This is a genomic window from Thioalbus denitrificans, from assembly GCF_003337735.1.
GTDB classification, from domain to species: Bacteria; Pseudomonadota; Gammaproteobacteria; order DSM-26407; family DSM-26407; genus Thioalbus; species Thioalbus denitrificans.
Window position 1 is genome coordinate 549510 of sequence record NZ_QPJY01000002.1, and the last position, 20839, is coordinate 570348.

Genomic DNA, 20839 nt, shown 5'->3' on the forward strand with positions numbered 1-20839 from the left:
TTTTTACCTTTATCCGCCTGGAGTGATGGTCGTATCATCCCTGCCCATCGGACAACCGGAGGAAGCGTCATGCCCACACGCCGTCATCTGCTCACCGTCCTGCTGCTCCTGCCGCTGCTTGCCGGTGGCGCGTTCACCGCCGCGGCCGCGGACGCCCCGCAGGTGAAGCTCCAGACCAGCCTCGGCGACATCGTCCTGGAGCTCGATGCCGCAAAGGCGCCCGCCACGGTAGAGAACTTCCTCGCCTATGTCCGGGACGGCTTCTACGACGGGACGCTCTTCCATCGCGTCATCGAGGATTTCATGATCCAGGGCGGGGGCTTCAGCGCGGACTACGAGCGCCGGGAAACCCGGGCGCCCATCCGCAACGAGGCGGACAACGGCCTGCAGAACCTGCGCGGAACCATCGCCATGGCCCGCACCGGCGACCCCCACTCCGCCACCGCCCAGTTCTTCATCAACGTGAAGGACAACACCTTCCTCGATCACACCGCACCGACTCCCCGCGGCTGGGGCTACTGCGTCTTCGGCCGCGTGGTCGAGGGGATGGAGACCGTGGACCGGATCCGCGCCGTGGCCACCGGCGCCGGCGGTCCCTTCCCCAGGGACGCCCCCCTGGAGGCGGTGGTGATCGAGCGGGCCAGCGTGGTCGACAGCGCGGAGTAGCCCGCGCAATGGCCGTTCTGTTCATCGCCGACCTGCACCTGGAACCGGCCCGCCCGGCGCTCACCCGGCTGCTGCTGGAATTTCTCGCCGGCGACGCCCGCCGGGGCGATTCCCTCTACATCCTCGGCGACCTGTTCGAGGCCTGGGTCGGGGACGACGACGACTCCCCCCTGGCGGCCGAGGTCACCGCCGCCCTGCGCCGCCTCGTCGCCGGCGGCGTCCCGGTCCAGGTCCAGCACGGCAACCGCGACTTCCTCCTCGGCGGGGACTTCGCCGCCGCCACCGGCTGCTCGCTGCTGCCCGAGCACGTCGTCATCGACCTCGACGGGGTCCCCACCCTGCTCATGCACGGCGACCTGCTCTGCACCGGCGACACCGAGTACCTCGCCTTCCGCGCCCAGGTGACCCGGCCCGAGTGGAAGGCCGCCATGCTCGGCCGCTCCCTGGCGGAACGCCGGGCCATCGCCGCCAACCTGCGCGCCGAGAGCCAGATCGCCACCACGGCGAAGGACTACGCCGCCATGGACGCCGCCCCGGACGCCGTGCTCGCCGCCCTGCGCGAACACGGCGCCCGCCGCCTCATCCACGGCCACACCCACCGTCCCGGCATCCATCCCCTGCCCGAAATCGCCCCCGACGCCGAACGCATCGTCCTCGGCGACTGGCGCGACGACCGCGGCAGCGTGCTGGTCTGCGACGCCGACGGTTGCCGCCTGCGCGACGTGGTCAGCGGGGGAAGGATTGTTTAATGGACAGGATTGACAGGATCAAAGACAACCCTGTTTTGACCGCAGATTACGCAGATTACGCAGATTGAAATAAAACAATTGGCTGCTGCGGATATTCAGTGCCACGGCCATCCCGGCTTCCGGTCCATGCCTCCGCACCTGCTTAGTACCTGAAACCTAACCCCAACATTTCATAAATCTCTCGCCAAGACGCCAAGAACGCCAGGAAAAGAAGGGATTAACGGTCTTATACTGCAGTGGCCCTCGTACGAGACCATGCTTGATGCTCCATTCATATGGTCTTGATCATTTTATCCTTGGCGTCTTGGCGTCTTGGCGAGAATAATCCGGGCTACAATAACAATCCCGTTAATCCTGTAAATCCTGTCTATTTCAATCTTTTTCTTCAGCCAGCTGCTCAAGCGCCTCCAACTCGGCCTCGGTGAAGCCGGCGGCGAGGCGGTGTTCGCGCAGGAAGGGGCCGCGCAGGCCGCCCTTGAGGTGGCGGCGGACGAGTCCGGCGAAGGTGGCCCAGGGGTCGAGGCCGCGCTCCCGGCAGAGGTGATGGAACCAGCGGTTGCCGACGGCCACGTGGCCCACTTCGTCACGCAGGATGATGTCGAGAATCGCCGCCGCCTCCCCGTCGCCCGCCCCGGCCAGGCGGGCGCGCATGGCCGGGTTCACGTCCAGGCCGCGGGCCTCCAGCACCCGCGGCACGAGGGCCATGCGCACCAGGGGATCATGGGCGGTGGCCCGCGCCGTCTCCCACAGCCCGTCATGGGCCGGGAAGTCCCCATAGGCATAGCCCAGCGACTCGAGGTGCGCCGACACCAGGCCGAAGTGGTAGACCTCCTCCGCCGCCACCCGGACCCAGTCGTCGTAGAAGCCGCGCGGCAGATCCCGGAAGCGGTAGACCGCGTCCAGCGCCAGGTTGATGGCATTGAACTCGATGTGGGCCACGGCATGGAGGAGGATGGCGCGGCCTTCCAGCGTGCCGTGACCGCGCCGGCGCAACCGGCGGGGGGAGACCAGCACCGGGCGGTCCGGGCGCCCGGGCGCGGCGATGGTCACCGCCGGCTCCGCGCCTTCCAGCCCCAACAGCCCGCTGTTCCACGCCGCCGCCAGCGCCCGTGTCGCGGCGCACTTCTCCGCCACCCCGGGCTCCATCAGGCAGGCATATGCCGCTTCGTGCAGATTGCGTTCCGGATGCATATTCGCAAGAGTCAAAGGATTATTGGACAGGATTTACAGGATTTTTCAGGATTAACAGGATGTAGCATTAAGTATCAGGTAATAAGTTGTTCTACGTGCTTGAGGGGCAGAACCGTGGCCCGGACGGCAGTCACGAACTGGTTCCGGGCCAGCACTACGTGACTGTTTGTTTTATTTAAATCTGCGTAATCTGCGTAATCTGCGGTTAAAACAGGTTTTTCTTTGATCCTGTTAATCCTGTCAATCCTGTCTATTTTTCTTTTTATCGTTCCGGTTACCCGGAAACGCGGAACATCCGCACCAGGCGCTTCAGCTCGTGGGTGGCTGCCTCCGTGGGCCGGGGGCCGTAGCGCAGGGACTCGTACAGGCTCGTGATCCGGGCGACGGGTTCCGCCAGGTCGGGACGCGCCTGCGCCACCCGCCCGGCGAAGGTGCGCGGGGCCTCGCCGGTCTCCCGGGCCAGTCCCGCCCGGGCCAGCCTGGCGCAGAAGCGGGCGTAGCTCCGCACCACGGGATCGCGAACCCCATCGCCGCGGCGCAGCAGCCACAGGGAGATGAGCAGGACCAGTATCCCCGCGCCGGCGATGCCGGCCAGTCCCAGGCCGAGCCAGCCCAGGCCGGCCAGGCCCAGCAGGGCCAGGAAATCGCGCTGCAGCTCCGGGCCGTAGCCGAGGACGTAGGCGTTCCAGCGGCTGTTCAGGGTGTCCCACGCCAGGCGCAGATCCCGCAGCCACTGCTGATCGGTACGCCGGAACACCGGCAGCGGCTCGCCTTCCGCGACGGCGGCCTGGAGCCCTCTCTCCACCCGCTGGGGAGCGACGGCGGCGGTGGGATCCACCCGCACCCAGCCCTGCTCCGGCAGCCAGACCTCCGCCCAGGCATGGGCGTCGGACTGGCGCACGATGTAGTAGTCGGACAGGGTGTTGGCCTCCCCGCCCAGGTAACCGGTCACCACCCGGGCCGGGATTCCCGCCGCCCGCATCAGGAACACGAAGGCGCCCGCGTAGTGTTCGCAGAATCCGCGCCGGGTCTCGAACAGGAAGCCGTCCACCGGATCCTGCCCCAGCAGCGGCGGGGTCAGGGTATAGACGAAGGGCTGCTCGCGGAACCGGGCCAGGGCCCGCCGCACCAGGTCCGGATCGTTGCTGGAGGCCGAGCGCAGCTCCCGCGCCAGCGCCCGGGTCCGGGGATCCCCGGACTCCGGCAGGCGCAGGGCCATGGCCCGCTCGAGGACGAGCAGGCGCGTCCCGGCGCGGTACTCGGTGTAGGAGGTGGCCCGGTAGCGGAGACGTTCGGTGACGGGACGCCGGCTCTGCAGGCGCAGGTCGGCGGTCAGCCGCGCCCGCTCCGGCGCCGCGGCCGGGACATCGAGCGCCAGCAGCCAGGGCTGATTGTGCGGCTCGAGGGTCAGGGTGTAGCTCACCGCCCCGCCCAGGGGCTGCAGTTCATCCCCGCTGGCGCCACGGCTGGAGATCCAGCCCGGGGTCCAGGCGCGGCCGTCGTAGCTCCACAGCACGGGACCGCGCCAGTAGCGCTCGCCCGGTGGCGGTGCGGCGCCCTCGAAGGCCACCCGGAACGCCACCGCGTCGGACTGGCTCAGCCGGCTGATGCTGCCCGGTTCCATGCGATCGCTCAGCCCGGTCTGGCCGCCGTGGGCGTCCCGCGGCAGCGACCAGAGCGGACCCGGCACCCGGGGAAAGAGCAGGAACAGCACCAGCATCAGCGGGAGCGCCTGCAGCAGCAGCCGGCCGGCGATGCGGGCGGGTTCCCAGGGATCGCCGGAACGCCCCTCCCGGTTCAGCGCCACCAGGGCCCCGGTCACCATGAACACCGCGGCGAACAGGTAGGCCGCCATGGGGATTTCCTGGGAGAAGAGGAACTGGGTGACGATGAGAAAGTAGGCCAGGAAGATCACCAGCATCGCGTCCCGGCGCGAGCGCAGCTCCAGCAGCTTCAGGCCCGCCATGACCACCAGCAGGGAGACGCCCGCATCGCGCCCGAACAGGGTGTGCTGGGTGGCGTAGACCGCGGCGGCGGCGCCCAGCGCCAGGATCGCCCGCAGCCAGGCCGGCGGCAGGCGGTGATCGCCCAACGCCGCCCAGCCGTACCACGCCACCCCGCCGAGCGACAGCAGCAGGACCCAGGGCGGCAGGTGCAGCACATGGGGAAGGAGCACCGTGGCCAGTGCCGCCGCCAGCCAGGCGAGGACGCGGGGGCCGGGGCGCCAGGGTTTCACGGGGCCGCGCCGAACAGGGCCAGCGCCTCCAGGCAGGCGCGGCGGTGTCCCGCGCCGCGGTCGGGCCCCAGTTCGCGCCCGGGCAGGCGCAGCCCCCAGGTGGCGCCGGCGGCGGCCAGCTCCGTCACCCGCGCGGCGAGCCGCGACAGGCGCGCCTCGCCGTCCAGCCCGGCGAGGGCCTCGTAGTCGAGCCAGAGGGTCTCCTCCGCCCGCTCCTCGAACTGCTTGGTGTGGAGCGGCTGGCCCCGGGCCACCGCCTTCCAGGCCACGTGACGGGGGGAGTCCCCGGTCCGGAAGGCGCGCAGGTTGGCGAAATCCTCGTGGCCGTCCACCGCCGCGCCCTCCGTCCCCCCGGGACTGTCCACCCCGCCGGCACCGCTCGCCGGTCCGGCGAGCGGCCGCGGATAGACCAGGACCCGCAGGTCCAGCTCCACCCACGACCAGGCGCGGAACAGCCCCAGGGGGTGGGCCGTGGCGACCACGAACCGGCCCGGGTGCAGCCAGCCCCGGCGCGGCGCCGGCAGCTCCAGCCGGGTTTCCACCGCGCCCCCGCCCGGCACATCCACCCGCGCCCCCTCCTCCGCCTTGCGCCAGGCCACCGTCACGTCCACCCGGGCGGCGGCATCCGACTCCAGCACGACGGCGAGCCGCGCGCTGCCCCCGGCGAAGACCTCGCCGTGGTGACCGGCCCGCAAGCGCAGGCCGGCGAGATTGCGGTAGGTGTAGAGGATGGAGATGACCGCCTGGCTGCCCAGCACGAAGGTGAGCACGAAGGCGAGGTTGTTGCTGTAGTTGATGGCCCCGAGCAGCATCACCACCAGCAGCGCGCCGAACAGCAGCCCCTGCCGGGTGGGAAGGATATAGATGCGGTGGCGATCCAGGATCGCCGCCTCGGCGCCGCGGGGACGCCGGGTGGCCAGGCGCTGCCACACCCGGCGGTAGATCGCGGTGGATGTCGCCGTCATCGCGCGGCGCTCCTCAGGGAACGGGCACGCTGTCCAGCAGCCTGGCCGCCAGCATGTCTCCCGGACGGCCCAGCCACTCCCCGGCACCGGTGAGCCGGTGCCCGGCGACGGCCGCGAACACGGCCTGCACGTCCTCCGGCTGCACATGCTCCCGCCCCGCGAGCAGGGCCCAGCCCCGGGCGGCGTGCAGCAGCGCGAGCCCGCCCCGGGGCGACAGGCCCGAGTGCAGCGCCGGATCGGTGCGGCTGCGCTCGATCAGCGCCTGGAGATAGTCGAGCAGCGCAGCTGAGACATGCACCCCTGACACCTCGGACTGCAGGGCGGGCAGTGCGCCGGGGTCCAGGCAGGGCTCGAGGCCCGCCATCACCAGCCGGCGATCCCGTCCCGCCAGCAGGGCCCGCTCGGCCCGCGCGTCGGGGTAGCCGAGCCCGATGCGCATCAGGAACCGGTCCAGCTGGGATTCGGGCAGGGGGAAGGTTCCCACCTGCTGGGACGGGTTCTGGGTGGCGATGACGAAGAAGGGCTCCGGCAATGGGCGGGTCTCCCCCTCGACCGTCACCTGCCGCTCCTCCATCGCCTCCAGCAGGGCGCTCTGGGTCTTGGGGGTGGCGCGGTTCACCTCGTCGGCCAGCACCAGCTGGGTGAAGATGGGGCCGGGATGGAAGGTGAAGCCGCCGCGTTCGCGCTCGAACACCGACACGCCGAGAATGTCCGCCGGCAGCAGATCGCTGGTGAACTGGATGCGGTTGAACCGCAACCCCAGCACCCGCGCCAATACATGGGCCAGGGTGGTCTTGCCGACGCCGGGCAGGTCCTCGATCAGGAGATGTCCGCGGGCGAGCAGGCAGACCAGCGCCAGCCGCACCTGCCGCTCCTTGCCCAGCACCACCTCGCCCACGCTGTCGATGACCCGGGCCAGCAGCTCCCGTGGCGGTCGTACCGAATCGTTCATGCCAACCTCATTCCTTCAGTCCGAGCATCAGGTCCATCACGTTGGTTCCGGTGGGCCCCGTCTGCAACAGGTCGCCGCTCGCCTCCAGGAAGCTGCCGGCATCGGCGCGGGCGAGACAATCATCGACGTCCAGGCCTTCGAGCCGCCCGCGGGCCACGCTGTCGCCGTCCACCAGGGCGCCGGCATCCTCGCCGGGACCGTCGCTGCCGTCGGTGCCGGCCGCCAGGAAGCTGACACCCTTCCGCCCCGCCAGTTCCCCCGCCGCCGCCAGGGCCAGCTGCTGACAGCGGCCGCCCCGCCCCGGATCGGCCGGCAGGCGCACGGTGGTCTCGCCGCCCCAGAGGTGCAGCCCCGACGGCCCGGCACACAGGGCCCGGGCCAGTCTGCGGCCCGCCGCTGCGGCGTCTCCGGCGACGAACTCCCGGTGCCGGTGCACCGCCAGGCCGAGCTCCCGGGCGGTCCGCTCCGCGGCATCGAGAGCATCCTCGAGACGGGCCGCCAACACCGTCTCCACCGAGGCCCAGGCGGGATCCCCGGGCGCCGGACCCGGTGGCGCCAGGCCCACCCAGGGCCGCAGCCACGGGGGCAGGTCCTCCGGATCCGGCGCTCCGGCGCGATCCGCGACCAGGGGCCCCGAACCGATGACCGCCGGATCGTCGCCCGCCACGTCGGAGATCAGCAGCTGCCAGGCCCGCCGCCCCTGCAGGCGGGTCGCGAGACGCCCCCCCTTGATGAGGGACAGCGACTTGCGCACCCGGTTCATGGCGTGGATATCCAGCCCCGAACCCAGCAGCCAGTCGTTCACCCGCACCAGCGACTCCAGCTCCAGCGGCGCCGGCAACGCCTCCAGCACCGCCGAGGCGCCCCCGGAGACGAGGAAGAGAAAGCAGGCATCCCCGGGCGCCTCGCGCAGGAACGCCAGCAGGCGCTCGCCCGCCGCCAGGCTGCCCGCGTCAGGCAGCGGATGACCGCCCTCGAGGCAGGGCCAGGGCAGCGGCTCGCAATGGCCGCGCTTGGTGATCACCAGCCCCGCCACGATGCCCTCCCCCAGGGCCGCCCGGGCGCCCCGGGCCATGGCCGGCGCCGCCTTGCCGATGGCCACCAGCCACAGCGGCCCGGCAAGCCGGAGACGACCGAGCGCATCCGCCACGCAACGCTCTCCCGCGACGGCCTCCAGGGCGCTCCGATAGCAGCGCAGCAACAGCTGGCGCGATGGAATGTTCACGGGACTGCCGCGCCTGTGGCCAAACCGCCGGGGAGCGGAATCGCGCCACCCATGGATATTTTTCCAGGTCGGGCGGCATGTTGCGCTGCAACGATACGTAAATTCTGACATATGTCCATAAGTGTTTGTTAATAAGCTACTTTTTATGGCGGCATTATTAAAGTTTTGTTTGATTCCCGGCTCCCGGCCCGGTATAACCCATGCCTCCAGTGTGGAAAAGCATCCCGTGCCGACCCACTGGCCCCGAAAACATAAAATCCGCAGGGCATAACGACCCTGTACCGGGGACGCCGATGGACTTCAGGGCCGGGCCGATAACGGTTCCGGCATGTGTCACCTCTTCCCATGAGGAGATGGTTGATGGCCTGGAAGTTTCCACGGCTGACCCGGCGTGCATTTCTGCAGACCACCGGGGCCGGCGCCGCCGGCCTGGGCCTGCTCCAGCCCCTGGAGCTGCTCGGGCGCGATGCCGCACCCGCTGCCGATGCCGGCGAATCCCACAGCTACAGTATCTGCAATTTCTGCTCGTCGCTCTGCAACATCCGCGTCACCACCCGTGAACAGGACGGGGTGAAGCGCATCGTCAAGCTCGACGGCAACCCCCACTCCACCCTCAACCGGGGCAAGATCTGCTCCCGCGGCCAGTCGGGACTGCGCCAGACCTACGACAGTGACCGCATCAAGACCCCGCTGATCCGGGTCGAGGGCAGCCGCCGGGGCGAGAACGCCTTCCGCAGCGCCACCTGGGAAGAGGCCTGGGCCTATATCGAGCGGCGCACCCGGGAGGCCGACATCCGCCCCTGGGAGTGGACCCTGGTGGGCGGCTGGACCTCCTGCATCTTCTACATGAACTGGGCGGTGCCCTTCGCCATGGCCAACGGCATCCCCAACATCATCGCCTCGCCCATGCAGCACTGCGTGGCCACCGGCCACCTGGGCACCGACACGGTGACCGGCAACTTCAACATCCATGACGAGGTGCTGCCGGACTACGACAACGCCCGCTACATCCTGCTGGTGGCCAACAATGCCTCCATCGGCGCGGTCTCCACCTGCCGCATGGTGCGCTTCGCCCAGGGCAAGAAGAACGGTGCGCGCGTGGTGGCGCTGGACTCGCGCCTCTCCGAGACCGCCGCCAAGGCCGACGAATGGGTCGCCATCCGCCCCGGCACCGATCTCGACTTCCTGCTGGCCATGCTGCGGGAAATGCTGGTGAAAGGCTACTACGACGAGCAGTTCGTGCGCCTGCACAGCAACCTGCCGTTCCTGATGCAGCGGGATGCCGGGGGCCAGTGGCGGCTGGCGCTGGATGCCGAGGGACGGCCGCAGGTAGTGCAGGAGGGCACCGACCGGGTACGCAGCGTGCCGGCGTTCAGCAACAGCAACGAGCGCGACAGCGAGGGCGAAGCCTTCTATCCGGCCCTGGCCGCCCCGGCGGGGCTGACGCTGGATGGGCGGCCCGCGCTGACCGTGCTGCAGGCGCAGGTGGAGGAGATCGACCACTGCACGCCGGAGTGGGCCGAACGCACCACCGGCGTGGCGGCCGAGGTCATCCGCCGCATCGCGCGGGAGTTCGGCACCACGCGCCCGGCCATCGTCGATCCGGGCTGGCACGGCGCCCGCTACGGCAACCTGATGATGCTGCGCCGGGTGCAGGCGATGATCCAGGGACTCACCGGCGGCATCGACAAGGCCGGCGGCTGGATCATGAGCGGCGAGTTCCACCACAAGGCCGCGCGCATGTTCGAGGCCCGCGCCGCGGGCCACGACCCGGGTCCCGCCTTCGCGGCGCTGGCCGGCCTGCCCTTCGCCCATACCGTCATCGAGGCGCTCTCGAAGGGCGAGAACTTCCCCCATGGCCGGCCCGGCTGGGCCTGGGCCTGGAGCGCCCAGCAGAAGGCCGCGGGCGAGGAGTGGGTGGCGCTTCCGGTGCTGGCCGACGTGGGCCTGAAGGAGTCGGTGGAGGGCAAGGTGGAGTGGAAGGGCGAACCCTACCGCACCCGCGCGATCATGCTCAACGCCGCCAACCCCGTGCGCCACTACTATCCCGACACCCGCTGGAAGGAGGTGCTTGGGCACGAGAACATGGAGCTGGTCATCGCCATCGACGTGCTGCCCTCGGACACCGCCGCCTGGGCCGATGTCATCCTCCCCAACTCCACCTACCTGGAGCGGGACGAGCCGACGCTCTACGGCAACGGCGTGAACCACGACCTGGCCCTCACCACCCGCTATGCCGCCATCGATCCCCTCTTCGACACCGAGGAGATACCGGACATCCTGCTGGAGATGACCCGCATCCTGAGCGGCGATCCGGATCGGCTGCTGGAGTGGGTGGAGGCGATGACCGGCATGCCGGCCGCGCCGGTACGGGCCGCCTGGGAGCGGCTGCGGGCCGAGGGGGCGCCCAGCCCATTCACCCACGCCTGCCGCGAAGTCTCCTTCCGTCTCAGCGCCGAGCGCGCCGGCACCACCAGCGCGGAGCTGGACCGGGTGCTGCGCGAGCGGGGCATCTTCACGGAGCAGCCGAGGGAGCAGGTGCTGGAGCATGCCGCCATGCCCCGCCGCCTGCCCCTGCCCACCGGCAGCGGCCGGGTCGAGTACTACAGCAGCCTGTTCGACAGCCTGCGCGGCATGGGCGCGGAGGGTCCCCATTTCAGCGTCCTGGCCACCCACATCCCGGCCCGCTGCCGCGACAATGCCGACATGGCCGCCCCCCTCGGCGCGGACGAGTTCTACTTCACCTACGGCAAGACGCCCACCGTCTCCTACGCCTCCACCAACAGCAACAACCCGGTGCTGGCGGCGGTGAACCGCTTCAAGGGCGGCACCTACACCGGCATCTGGATCCACCCGGACCGGGCGGCGCGGCTGGACATCGTCACCGGCGATCCCATCCGCCTCACCAATACCCGCTCCGGCCAGACCGCCACCGGGCATGCCTACATCACCCGCCTGGTGCACCGCGACGCGCTGTTCATCTACTCCTCCTTCGGGGCGGAGAACCCGGCGCTCACCCGCAGTCACGGGCTCGGCACCGCCACCAACAAGCTGGTGCCCTATAGGGTGGAGCCGGTGGTGGGCGGCTTTCGTTCCCAGGAGTTCACCCTCCGGGTGCAGAAACTGGATAACAGCGGGGGTGCGGCATGACGCGCTACGCCATGGTCATCGACCTGAACACCTGCGTGGGCTGCAACGCCTGCATGGCCGCCTGCGCCATGGAAAACCAGACCCCGGTCTGGAAGGACCGCTGGCGCACCTACGTCCATGACAAGGAGATCGGCACCGCCGAGGAGGTCCACCGGCGCTTCTTCCCGCGCCTGTGCAACCACTGCGACAACCCGCCCTGCCTGACGGTCTGCCCCACCGGGGCCACCTACCAGCTGGACAACGGCATCGTGCTGGTGGACGACGAGCTGTGCATGGGCTGCCGGGCCTGCGCCATGGCCTGCCCCTACGACGCCCGCTACGAGGTGACCTTTGCTGACATCGAGCGGGGGCGCGACTTCTACGGCAGCCTCGAGCGGGAACGTCCGAGCATGGACAAGTGCACCTTCTGCGCCCACCGGGTGGAGCAGGGTCTGGAGCCCGCCTGCGTCCAGACCTGCGTCGGCTCGGCGCGCATGTTCGGCGACCTGCACGACCCGGAGGACCCGGTGGCCCGGCTGGTGGCCAGCGGCGTGGCACGCCCGCTGCTGTCCCACCTGGGCACCCGTCCCAACGTCTACTACATCGGCGACCTGAAGCGGAGGGGTTGAGATGGACGTCACCATGACCTATGCCACCCAGGACTACTGGACCTGGTGGATCGCCGTATATCTCTACCTCGGCGGGCTCGGGGCCGCGACACTCACGGTCACCTTCCTCACCGATCTCTACCTCAAGCGCCACCCCTGCCTGGTGATGTGGGGCGCCATCTCCGGCGTGGTGATGCTGGGGCTGGGCTCCGCCATGCTGTTCTTCCACCTGCTGGACCACGTGGCGGTGTTCAGCGTCATCAATCCCCTGGTCCTGTTCCGCAAGCCGGATGCATGGATCGCCTGGGGCACCCAGTTCATCATCTGGATGATGTGGTGGGGGGTGCTCTACGCGCTGCCCTACATGGCCCGCTCCGAGGCCTTCCTGCGCCTGCCGCTCGTCGGCGCGCTGCTGAGGCTGCGCTGGATCGCCGCCCTGGCCCGCTGCTGCGAGCGCTACCACAAGGTGGTGGGCTGGCTGGCCACCATCAACGGCATCGGCACCGCCGTCTACACCGGCCTGCTGCTGCAGTCCTTCCCGGCCGTGGCGCTGTGGCACAACCCCGGCGTGCCGCTGCTGTTCACCGTGTCGGCCTTCTCCACCGCCATGGCCTACCTGCTGCTGGTGCTGCACGTGGTGGTCCGGCGCGAGGAGGACCACGGCCTGCGGGTCTTCTACGAACGGATCGATCTCATGCTCATCGCCGCCGAGCTGGTGATCCTGTTCAGCTTCTTCCACTACATGCGGGCCGGCTCCGAGTCCCTTTACCGCTCCTTCGAACTGCTCTGGAACGACTGGGGCTGGCTGGTGGGCTTCATCGGCTTCGGCCTGCTGGTGCCCTTCGCGCTGGAGCTGAAGGGGGTGCTGCGCGGCTGGGGCAGCCGCATGCCCATCGTCACCGCCTCGGTACTGGTGCTGGTGGGCGGCTACCTGCTGCGCCACTATTTCCTCGCCGCCGGGGTCTACGCCCGCCCATGGTGAAACGCCCACCACCCGCGGAGCTGCGGGCCCTGGCCCTGCTGCTGGCGGCACCGGCCGAGGAGTCCCTGGAGGCGGTGCGCGGGCTGGCCGTGCACCAGCCCTGGCTGGCGCCGGTGCTGGAGGAGCTGGAGCGTGAGCCCCTGGCCCACTGGCAGGCGGAGCACACCCGGCTGTTCATCTCCGGTTTCCCACGCACTCCCTGCCCGCCCTTCGCCTCGGCCTGGCGCGAGGGACAGCTGCATGGGCACGCGGCCATGGAACAGGCGGGGCTCTATGGCCGCGCCGGCCTGGCGCCGGCGCCGGGGCTCCCGGCGGACTACCTCGGCACGACGCTGGAATTCGCCGCCCACCTGCTCGAACGCGGTGATCCGGATGCGGCCGGCCTGCTGCGGGAGCTGTGGGAAGGTCACCTGGTGAACTGGATTCCGGCCTTCGGCGACACCCTGGAACAGGAGAGCCGCCTCCAGCTCTACCGGGCCGTGGGTGCCCGGCTGCAACGTCTGTTCAGTGGAGAAAGCCATGCCTGACAGCACCTGGGAGCGATGCCCCGTCACCCTGACCGGAACGGGGGAAGCCGCCTGCGCGGCCCTGGCGGCGGCGCAGTCCGATCTCTACCACGCCCATTACCGGGACGATCCCGCCGTCAACCATGCGCTGGCGATCGAGGTCCGCGCCTGGCGCCGCCTCGAGGGCTGGGGCGTGGCGCTGGTCCTCACCCCCTGGATGCTGGCCCGGGTCTGGCTCCGGGATACCGACCCGGGGCTGACCCTGCCCGCCGGCTGGAACGCCGCCGAACGCGGTGGTTCCGAGCCGGTCGTTCTGGGACCCCGGATGGTTTTTCCTGTCCTCAACGCCACCCAGACGGCCCACCTGAACCACCACCCGGAACTGGGCCACCACCTCCTGCAGCCCCTCATCCTCAACCTCTCCCCCTACCCCGACGCCGACGCCGCCTTCGCCGCCTGGCGCGAGGTGATCGCCCGCCGCGACCGCTTCGCCGCCGAAAAACAGCGCGAGTGCCGCTGGCAGAAGGAAGTCTCGCGCCGGGAGTTCTTCACCGGCCTGGGGGGACAGAGCTAAAGATTGAATAGACAGGATTTACAGGATGGACAGGATTTACCGGGTATTGGATTGATCCGTGCTCGGCAGATGCAATAGCTCAGAGCCGGATGGCCGACGCGAATGGCCATGAAGTTCGGCACTCCGTGGCTATTCTGTTTTTATCGAATCTGCGAAATCGGCGTAATTAGCGGATAAACAGGCCTTTCTCTCTAATCCTGTCAATCCTGTAAATCCTGTCTATTCAGATCTTCTACAACCCGCGGGCGAGGTCGGCCTTGATGTCGTCCAGGTCCTCGAGGCCGACGGCGATGCGGATGAGGCCTTCGCCGATGCCGGCGGCGGCGCGGGCCTCGGGGGAGACGCGGGCGTGGGTGGTGGTGGCGGGATGGGTGATGGTGCTCTTCACGTCGCCGAGGTTGGCGGTGATGGAGAGCACCCGGGTCGCGTCGATGAGACGCCAGGCCGCCTCGCGCCCGCCTTCCACCTCGAAGGAGATGATGCCGCCGAAGGCGCGCTGCTGGCGCGCCGCCAGCCCGTGCTGGGGGTGGGAGGCCAGGCCGGGATAGTGGACCCGGGCCACGCGGGGCTGGGCCTCGAGCCAGCCGGCGAGCGAAAGCGCGGCGGCGGAGTGGGCGTCCATGCGCAGGCGCAATGTCTCCAGCCCCTTGAGGAACACCCAGGCGTTGAAGGGGCTCATGGTGGGACCGGCGGTGCGCAGGAATCCGAATACCTCGTCGGTGAGTTCGCGCCGCCCGGCCACCGCTCCGCCCACACAGCGCCCCTGTCCGTCCAGGTACTTGGTGCTGGAGTGGACCACCAGGTCCGCGCCCAGTTCCAGCGGGCGCTGCAGCGCCGGCGTGCAGAAGCAGTTGTCCACCACCAGCAGGCAGCCGCGGTCGTGCGCCAGCGCCGCCAGCGCCGCGATGTCGGCCACCTCGGTCAGCGGATTGGACGGGGTCTCCACGAACAGCATCCGCGTCCGGGGCCCGATGGCCGCCTCCCAGGCGGAGAGATCGGTGAGCGCCACGAACGTGGTCTCCACGCCGAAGCGGGAGAGATAGTTGCCGAACAGGCTCACGGTGCTGCCGAACAGGCTGCGGGAGGCGACGATGTGATCACCGCCCCGCAGCAGGGCGAGACAGCTGCTGAGGATGGCCGCCATGCCCGAGGCGGTGGCGACGCAGGCCTCGGCGCCCTCCAGGGCGGCGAGGCGCTCCTCGAACATGCGCACCGTGGGGTTGGTGAAGCGGGAGTAGATATTGCCGGGGCTCTCGCCGGCAAAGCGGGCCGCCGCTTCCGCGGCGCTCGCGAAGACGAAGCTGGAGGTGGTGAAGATCGGCTCGGAGTGCTCGCCCTCGGCGGTGCGCAGCTGGCCGGCGCGCACCGCCAGGGTGTCGAAGCCGAACGGTTCCTGGTCGGTGTCGCGTTTCTCTTCCGTGGTCATCGGCTCAGGCACTGTTGCGGAGATCGAGGATGTCGGGTGCACCTTCCTTGCCGTCGGCGGCCTCCTTGGCCGCGTCGTTGCGTCGTTCCTCCAGGGCGTTCAGGTAGGCCTCGTCCACGTCCCCGGTGACGTAGCGGCCGTCGAAGACCGAGCAGTCGAAGTTATCGATCCGGGGATTCCCCTCCCGCGCCGCGGCGATGAGATCCTCCAGCTCCTGGAAGATGAGCCGGTCGGCGCCGATGAGCTCGCGCACCTGCTCCACCGTGCGGCCGTGGGCCACCAGCTCGTTGGCACTGGGCATGTCGATGCCGTAGACGTTGGGATAGCGGACGGGGGGCGCGGCCGAGGCGAAATAGACCTTGTTCGCGCCCGCCTCGCGGGCCATCTGGATGATCTGCTGCGAGGTGGTGCCGCGGACGATGGAATCGTCGATGAGCAGTACGTTCTTGCCGCGGAACTCCATGTCGATGGCGTTGAGCTTCTGGCGCACCGACTTCTTGCGCATCTTCTGTCCGGGCATGATGAAGGTGCGCCCGATGTAGCGGTTCTTCACGAAGCCTTCCCGGTACTTGATGCCGAGGATGTTCGCCAGTTCCAGTGCGCCGGTACGGCTGGTGTCCGGGATCGGAATCACCACGTCGATATCGTGGTCCGGCCACTCCCGCAGGATCTTCTCCGCGAGGGTCTCGCCCATGCGCATCCGCGCCTTGTAGACCGAGATGCGGTCCATGATTGAATCGGGGCGGGCCAGATAGACCAGCTCGAAGATGCAGGGCGAGGTGACCGGTTTCTCGGCGCACTGGCGGGTATAGAGGTTGGCGTCGCGATCGATGAATACCGCCTCGCCCGGCTCCAGGTCGCGGATGAGGTCGAAGCCGGACACGTCCAGGGCGACGCTCTCGGAGGCCACCATGCACTCGGGACCGTTGCTGGTCTCGCGCACGCCGAACACCACCGGACGGATACCGTGAGGGTCGCGGAAGGCGACGATGCCGTAGCCGGTGATCATGGCCACCGCCGCATAGCCCCCCTTGCAGCGGCGGTGCACGCCGGCCACCGCCGCGAAGATGTCGTTCTCGTCGATGCGCATCTTGCCCAGCTGCTGCAGCTCATGGGCCAGGATGTTGAGCAGTACCTCGGAATCTGAACCGGTGTTGATGTGACGCAGGTCGGACGCGAACAGCTCCCGCTTCAGCTCATCGGCATTGGTGAGATTGCCGTTGTGGGCCAGGGTGATGCCGTAGGGGGAGTTGACGTAGAAGGGCTGCGCCTCCGCCGAGGTGGAGTGACCGGCAGTGGGATAGCGCACATGGCCGATGCCCATGAAACCCTTCAGCTTGATCATGTGCCGGGTATGAAAGACATCCTTCACCAGCCCGTTGTCCTTGCGCAGGTGCAGACGACCCTCGTCGCTGGTGACGATACCCGCCGCATCCTGTCCACGGTGCTGCAGTACCGTGAGTGCGTCGTAGATGGACTGGTTGACGTTGGTCTTGGCGACGATGCCGACTATGCCACACATGACAACAACCCTCGTGCTGGCTCATAAACCATAGTGTACTGCGCCGTGTTGGATGCCGCATTCGGCGGGAACCGTTCGCCCCGACACGGCTCGCATCGGCACGGAAACGACGGACTGTCCGGCTGTGTGGACAGCGGCTGAATCACGGCCCCGCGGACAGGCCGGAAGCGGAACCGCCGGACACCGGGAATCAGCCGAATACGATGTTGCCGCCGATGTCCGGCGGCAGGAACTCACGGATCCAGATGGCGAGCATCTGGAAGTGCGGCAGGAGCATCGAGTCCTGCCACCAGGGATCCTGCGGCAGCGGCGTGAGGCCGGCCAGCAGCACCAGCAGCGCCACCACCGCCACGCCGCGCGCCGCCCCGAAGACCATGCCGAGAACGCGATCGGTTCCGCTCAGCCCCGTCTTGTCCACCAGCTGGCCGATGAGGAAGTTGACCAGTCCCCCGGCCACCAGCGTGGCGAGGAACAGTGCGAAGAAAGCCAGGGCCAGGCGTACGGACGGGGTGTTGATGTGATCGACGAACAGCGCTTCCAGGCTCTCGGAATAGGTGATGGCGACCCAGAAGGCCGCGGCCCACACCAGCAGGGAAAGCGCCTCGCGGGCGAATCCACGCACCAGGCTGATGAGCGTGGAAACCAGCAGGATGCCGAGAATGACGAAATCGACCCAGTTCATGCGTAGCGCAGACAACCGTCGCCCGGAACAGGAAAGGTGCGAATTGTAGCAGACCCCGGCTCAGGCCCAAAACACAATGTCTGCAACGGAGAGGTGTTCGGAAAAGCTTACAAACCGCAGATTGGCGTCGATTTACGGTGATTGTCGTTACAGGCATGGCGGGTATGCGTCACCGTGCCGGTGATTCCCGCCTTGGCAATCCGGACGTTCGGCTGGAGCATATGGACGGTCGCAACCGCGGAAGTGACTGTGAAGGCAACATTAACGTCAATCCACGTCAATCTGCGGTTGACTCGATCTTCAGGGGTAGCGGACGACGAGGGCCTTGAGGCCCTGGGACTGCTGCAGGCGTGCGGCCAGGGCGTCGGCCTTCTCCCGCTGGATCTCGGGTCCCACGAAGACCCGGGTGAAGGCGCTGCCGTCGGCGCTGCGGCCGGGCTCGGTGAAGGCGGTGAAACCGGCCGCCTTGAGGCGATCCCGGAGCGCCTGGGCGTTGTCGGCGCTGGAGAAGCTGCCCACCTGGACCGCCCAGGCGGTGACCTCCCCGCCGGCCTGCGAACCCGGGGCGGCAGGCGGCTTTGCTGCCGGTTCCGGCGCGGGCGCCGGTTTGGGCGCCGGCTTGGGCGCCGGCTTGGGCGCCGGCTTGGGTGCGGGACTGGGAGCCGGCTCGGGCTCGGGGGCGGGTTCCGGGGCCGCTGTGGGAGTGGGAACCGGTTCCGGGGCCGGTGCGGGCTCGGGAGGGGCCGCCGGCGGTTCACTGGGCAGCGGGGGCACCATGGGACGCTCCGGCACGCTGGGCGCCTCGCGCAGCGGCTGCACCCGGGAGGCGAACCCACCCTCGGGCTTGGGCGGAATGTCGGACTGGACAGTCACCCGGTCCGGGCCCGGACCGTCCAGGATCATCGGAATGAAGATGACCCCGAGGGCCACCAGCACCGCAGCTCCGACCAACCGCTGTTTCAGTCCCCTGTCCACAGTCTCCCCTCTCCTGCCGGAAGGCTTCCAGCCCTTCAGGCCATTATAGGATTCTCTCCATGGCTTCCGCCACGGTGCGGAAAGATCCGAACACCAGCACCCGATCCCCGGGACGGGCGTCCGCCAGGGCCGCGTCGAGGGCGTCGGCCACATGCGGGTGGCCGCCGCTCACTTCCGCACCGAGCGTCGAGAGGCAATCCTCGAGACGGCTGGCCGGTGCCCCGCGCGCTCCCTCCAGCCCGGCGGGAAACCACGCGTCGATTCGATCCGTGAGAGCGCCAAGGGTGCCGCAGCCATCCTTGTCGGCAAGCATCGCCACCACCGCCAGGGTGCGTCCATCGCAGTCCGTCGCGGCCAGCCGTTCGGCCAGCCGGGTGGCCGCGGCCGGATTGTGGGCCACATCCAGGATCACGGGGACTTCGCCGTCGATGACCTGGAAGCGACCCGGCAGGCTGGTGTCCGTCAGCCCCTGGCGCACCGCCTCTTCGCTCACGACGACCCGTTCGGGCAGGCAGGCGAGCGCCATCAGCGCGGTGGCTGCGTTCTGCAGCTCGAGGCGGGGACGGGGCAGGCCGGTGAGCTGAATCTCGCCCGCATTCCAGGACCAGTCCCGGCCCGTTTCCCGAAAGCGGAAATGGGCTCCGGCCCGGTAGAGCCGGGCGCCGGTCGCACGGGCGTGGGCGAGCAGGCTGGCGGGTGGTTCGGGATCGCCGCACACCGCCGGGCGTCCGGCACGGAATATTCCGGCCTTTTCCCGGCCAATGGCCTCGCGCGTCTCGCCCAGCCAGTCCGTATGGTCGATATCCACGCTGGTGACCACCGCCACGTCCGGTTCGACGAGATTGACCGCGTCCAGGCGCCCGCCAAGCCCCACCTCGAGCACCGCGACCTCCACGCCGGCGCGCACGAACAGATCCAGCGCCGCCAGGGTGCCGAACTCGAAATAGGTGAGCGAGGTTTCGCCGCGGGCGGATTCCACCCGCTCGAAGGCCGCGCAGAGCGCATCGTCCGGCACTTCCGTGCCGCCGATGCGGATCCGCTCGTTGTAACGCAGCAGGTGGGGGGAGGTGTAGGCGCCGACACGGCGCCCGGCAGCCAGCAGCACCGACTCCATGAGCCGGACCACCGAGCCCTTGCCGTTGGTGCCGCCCACCGTCACGGTGACGAATGGAACCTGCGCCGGCCCGAGCCGCCGCCATACCTCGCCGACCCGCTCGAGCCCCAGTTCGATTTCCCGCGGATGCAGCCGCTCCAGGCGCTCCAGCCATTCCCGCAGTCCGCGGGCGGAGTTCATCGCCACGGAAACGGCATCACGTCGGTCGTTGTCCCGCGGTCATGGCAGAACCGTGCGGCCATCGTCAGGCGTTCCCCTCGCCGTCCGGGTCCGACGCATCGTCAGGGGCCGCGGATTCCCGCTTCGGCTGTTCCACCTTCACCTCCTCGGCCTCCACCGGCGGATGGGTCCGCTCGGTGAGCATGGCCAGGACGGCGCCCAGGCGATCGCGGAGCTCGCGCCGATCCACGATCATGTCGATGAGGCCGTGCTCGAGCAGGAACTCGCTGCGCTGGAAACCCTCCGGCAGGGTTTCGCGGACCGTCTGCTCGATGACGCGCGGGCCGGCGAAGCCGATGAGTGCGTTGGGCTCGGCGACGTTGAGGTCTCCCAGCGTCGCCAGGCTGGCGGAGACGCCGCCGGTGGTGGGATCGGTCAGCACCGAGATGTAGGGAATTCCCCGCTCGCGCAGCAGCGCCAGCGCGGCGCTGGTCTTGGCCATCTGCATCAGCGACAGGATGGCTTCCTGCATGCGCGCGCCGCCGCTGGCGGAGAAACTGATGAGGGGGATGCCCTCATTCAGGCTCACCCGGGCCGCGCGGGCGAACCGCTCCCCCACCACCGAACCCATGGAACCGCCCATGAAACCGAACTCGAAGGCGGCCGCCACCACCGGCTGGCCCTTGAGCCGCCCCTTCATCGCCACCAGGGCATCCTTCTCGCCGGTCGCCTTCTGCGCCGTGAGGATGCGGTCCCGGTACTTCTTGGAATCCTTGAACCTGAGGCTGTCGATCGGCTCCAGTTCGGCGCCGATCTCTTCCCGCGGGCCGTGATCCAGGAACACGTCGAGGCGCCTGCGCGCCCCGATGCGCATGTGGAAGTTGCACTTCGGACAGACCTCGAGGTTGCGCTCCAGCTCCGCCTTGTAGAGCACGCTGCCGCAGGAGCCGCACTTTGACCACAGCCCCTCGGGCACGGCCTTCTTCTTGCTCCCCGCCTCGGTGCGGATCTTCGACGGCAACAGTTTCTCGAACCAGCTCATGACACCTCACCCCAACCCGGACTCCCGCGCAACATCCGCGGGACAGCATGTTGTAAACCACGAAGAACACGAAGGTCACGAAGCATGTGTTCAACAGGATAGGGACGGTTTTCCCTTCGTGCGCTTCGTGTCCTTC

The 20839-nt window shown here is 69.0% G+C and carries 18 protein-coding genes; 7 read left to right on the forward strand and 11 right to left on the reverse strand.

Translation table 11 applies throughout. The features are described from left to right. Positions 1-69: 69 nt before the first annotated feature. Together DFQ59_RS07110 and DFQ59_RS07115 are read left to right on the forward strand one after the other, a co-directional pair. Positions 70-666 carry a peptidylprolyl isomerase gene (locus DFQ59_RS07110; protein WP_114278969.1) on the forward strand — a complete coding sequence of 199 codons (597 nt, stop codon included), beginning with the start codon at positions 70-72 and terminating at the stop codon, positions 664-666. An 8-nt stretch (positions 667-674) separates the two neighbouring features. Beyond that, the gene (locus DFQ59_RS07115) at positions 675-1415 is read left to right on the forward strand and encodes a UDP-2,3-diacylglucosamine diphosphatase (protein ID WP_114278970.1); all 741 of its coding nucleotides are present in this window, start codon (positions 675-677) and stop codon (positions 1413-1415) included. A gap of 372 nt (positions 1416-1787) precedes the next feature. Here DFQ59_RS07115 and DFQ59_RS07120 read toward each other — a convergent pair whose 3' ends face one another. The 5 genes from DFQ59_RS07120 to DFQ59_RS07140 all read right to left on the reverse strand — a co-directional run bounded on the left by DFQ59_RS07120 (position 1788) and on the right by DFQ59_RS07140 (position 7984). Then, on the reverse strand, positions 1788-2606 hold the full coding sequence (locus DFQ59_RS07120; protein ID WP_114278971.1) for a ferritin-like domain-containing protein: 819 nt from the start codon (positions 2604-2606) through the stop codon (positions 1788-1790). 274 nt (positions 2607-2880) lie between these two features. Next, positions 2881-4842, reverse strand: coding sequence for a transglutaminase TgpA family protein (locus DFQ59_RS07125; protein ID WP_114278972.1), 1962 nt, complete (start codon positions 4840-4842; stop codon positions 2881-2883). After that, positions 4839-5807, reverse strand: coding sequence for a DUF58 domain-containing protein (locus DFQ59_RS20480; protein ID WP_114278973.1), 969 nt, complete (start codon positions 5805-5807; stop codon positions 4839-4841). Before DFQ59_RS20480 ends, DFQ59_RS07125 begins: the two co-directional genes overlap by 4 nt. A 13-nt stretch (positions 5808-5820) precedes the next feature. Continuing rightward, the gene (locus DFQ59_RS07135) at positions 5821-6759 is read right to left on the reverse strand and encodes an AAA family ATPase (protein ID WP_114278974.1); all 939 of its coding nucleotides are present in this window, start codon (positions 6757-6759) and stop codon (positions 5821-5823) included. A gap of 7 nt (positions 6760-6766) precedes the next feature. Further along, positions 6767-7984: a glycerate kinase type-2 family protein gene (locus DFQ59_RS07140; RefSeq protein WP_245937208.1), complete on the reverse strand. Its 1218-nt coding sequence runs from the start codon at positions 7982-7984 to the stop codon at positions 6767-6769. Between the two features lie 360 nt (positions 7985-8344). On the opposite strand from DFQ59_RS07140, the gene DFQ59_RS07145 reads away from it, so the two are divergent. From DFQ59_RS07145 to hybE, 5 genes are read left to right on the forward strand one after another with little or no spacing between them, the layout of a single operon-like run. After that, the gene (locus DFQ59_RS07145; protein ID WP_114278976.1) at positions 8345-11134 is read left to right on the forward strand and encodes a molybdopterin-dependent oxidoreductase; all 2790 of its coding nucleotides are present in this window, start codon (positions 8345-8347) and stop codon (positions 11132-11134) included. Continuing rightward, a complete protein-coding gene (locus DFQ59_RS07150) occupies positions 11131-11742 on the forward strand; it encodes a 4Fe-4S dicluster domain-containing protein (protein ID WP_114278977.1) in 612 nt (203 codons plus the stop codon). Before DFQ59_RS07145 ends, DFQ59_RS07150 begins: the two co-directional genes overlap by 4 nt. Position 11743: 1 nt before the next feature. Next, positions 11744-12703, forward strand: a complete 960-nt coding sequence (gene nrfD, locus DFQ59_RS07155) for an NrfD/PsrC family molybdoenzyme membrane anchor subunit (protein ID WP_114278978.1) — start codon at positions 11744-11746, stop codon at positions 12701-12703. Further along, positions 12697-13230 (forward strand): TorD/DmsD family molecular chaperone, encoded by a 534-nt coding sequence (locus DFQ59_RS07160; RefSeq protein ID WP_114278979.1) that lies wholly within the window; start codon positions 12697-12699, stop codon positions 13228-13230. The genes nrfD and DFQ59_RS07160 overlap by 7 nt, the downstream gene beginning before the upstream one ends. After that, the gene (hybE, locus tag DFQ59_RS07165; RefSeq protein WP_114278980.1) at positions 13223-13783 is read left to right on the forward strand and encodes a [NiFe]-hydrogenase assembly chaperone HybE; all 561 of its coding nucleotides are present in this window, start codon (positions 13223-13225) and stop codon (positions 13781-13783) included. The genes DFQ59_RS07160 and hybE overlap by 8 nt, the downstream gene beginning before the upstream one ends. Positions 13784-14015: 232 nt before the next feature. Here the strand turns inward: hybE and DFQ59_RS07170 are convergent, their stop codons facing one another. From DFQ59_RS07170 to accD, 6 genes are all read right to left on the reverse strand, one after another. Then, positions 14016-15209: an O-succinylhomoserine sulfhydrylase gene (locus tag DFQ59_RS07170; protein WP_114278981.1), complete on the reverse strand. Its 1194-nt coding sequence runs from the start codon at positions 15207-15209 to the stop codon at positions 14016-14018. 4 nt (positions 15210-15213) lie between these two features. After that, positions 15214-16731, reverse strand: coding sequence for an amidophosphoribosyltransferase (gene purF / locus DFQ59_RS07175; RefSeq protein ID WP_114278982.1), 1518 nt, complete (start codon positions 16729-16731; stop codon positions 15214-15216). A 190-nt stretch (positions 16732-16921) separates the two neighbouring features. Continuing rightward, entirely contained in the window at positions 16922-17413 is a 492-nt protein-coding gene (locus tag DFQ59_RS07180) for a CvpA family protein (RefSeq protein ID WP_114278983.1), read from the reverse strand. A gap of 300 nt (positions 17414-17713) precedes the next feature. Further along, positions 17714-18364: an SPOR domain-containing protein gene (locus DFQ59_RS07185; RefSeq protein ID WP_245937209.1), complete on the reverse strand. Its 651-nt coding sequence runs from the start codon at positions 18362-18364 to the stop codon at positions 17714-17716. Positions 18365-18431: 67 nt separating this feature from the next. Beyond that, the gene (gene folC, locus DFQ59_RS07190; RefSeq protein WP_114278985.1) at positions 18432-19682 is read right to left on the reverse strand and encodes a bifunctional tetrahydrofolate synthase/dihydrofolate synthase; all 1251 of its coding nucleotides are present in this window, start codon (positions 19680-19682) and stop codon (positions 18432-18434) included. A gap of 64 nt (positions 19683-19746) precedes the next feature. Further along, the gene (gene accD, locus DFQ59_RS07195; RefSeq protein ID WP_114278986.1) at positions 19747-20703 is read right to left on the reverse strand and encodes an acetyl-CoA carboxylase, carboxyltransferase subunit beta; all 957 of its coding nucleotides are present in this window, start codon (positions 20701-20703) and stop codon (positions 19747-19749) included. Positions 20704-20839: the final 136 nt, after the last annotated feature.

What these genes read in the sequence shown, in the direction of transcription:
- DFQ59_RS07170 (WP_114278981.1), bottom strand. Translation starts at nt 15,209, where the DNA reads ATGACCACGGAAGAGAAACGCGACACCGACCAGGAACCGTTCGGCTTC.
- DFQ59_RS07160 (WP_114278979.1), top strand. Translation starts at nt 12,697, where the DNA reads ATGGTGAAACGCCCACCACCCGCGGAGCTGCGGGCCCTGGCCCTGCTG.
- purF (WP_114278982.1), bottom strand. Translation starts at nt 16,731, where the DNA reads ATGTGTGGCATAGTCGGCATCGTCGCCAAGACCAACGTCAACCAGTCC.
- DFQ59_RS07110 (WP_114278969.1), top strand. Translation starts at nt 70, where the DNA reads ATGCCCACACGCCGTCATCTGCTCACCGTCCTGCTGCTCCTGCCGCTG.
- accD (WP_114278986.1), bottom strand. Translation starts at nt 20,703, where the DNA reads ATGAGCTGGTTCGAGAAACTGTTGCCGTCGAAGATCCGCACCGAGGCG.
- DFQ59_RS07135 (WP_114278974.1), bottom strand. Translation starts at nt 6,759, where the DNA reads ATGAACGATTCGGTACGACCGCCACGGGAGCTGCTGGCCCGGGTCATC.
- DFQ59_RS07120 (WP_114278971.1), bottom strand. Translation starts at nt 2,606, where the DNA reads ATGCATCCGGAACGCAATCTGCACGAAGCGGCATATGCCTGCCTGATG.
- DFQ59_RS07115 (WP_114278970.1), top strand. Translation starts at nt 675, where the DNA reads ATGGCCGTTCTGTTCATCGCCGACCTGCACCTGGAACCGGCCCGCCCG.
- folC (WP_114278985.1), bottom strand. Translation starts at nt 19,682, where the DNA reads ATGAACTCCGCCCGCGGACTGCGGGAATGGCTGGAGCGCCTGGAGCGG.
- DFQ59_RS07150 (WP_114278977.1), top strand. Translation starts at nt 11,131, where the DNA reads ATGACGCGCTACGCCATGGTCATCGACCTGAACACCTGCGTGGGCTGC.
- nrfD (WP_114278978.1), top strand. Translation starts at nt 11,744, where the DNA reads ATGGACGTCACCATGACCTATGCCACCCAGGACTACTGGACCTGGTGG.
- hybE (WP_114278980.1), top strand. Translation starts at nt 13,223, where the DNA reads ATGCCTGACAGCACCTGGGAGCGATGCCCCGTCACCCTGACCGGAACG.
- DFQ59_RS07180 (WP_114278983.1), bottom strand. Translation starts at nt 17,413, where the DNA reads ATGAACTGGGTCGATTTCGTCATTCTCGGCATCCTGCTGGTTTCCACG.
- DFQ59_RS07145 (WP_114278976.1), top strand. Translation starts at nt 8,345, where the DNA reads ATGGCCTGGAAGTTTCCACGGCTGACCCGGCGTGCATTTCTGCAGACC.
- DFQ59_RS20480 (WP_114278973.1), bottom strand. Translation starts at nt 5,807, where the DNA reads ATGACGGCGACATCCACCGCGATCTACCGCCGGGTGTGGCAGCGCCTG.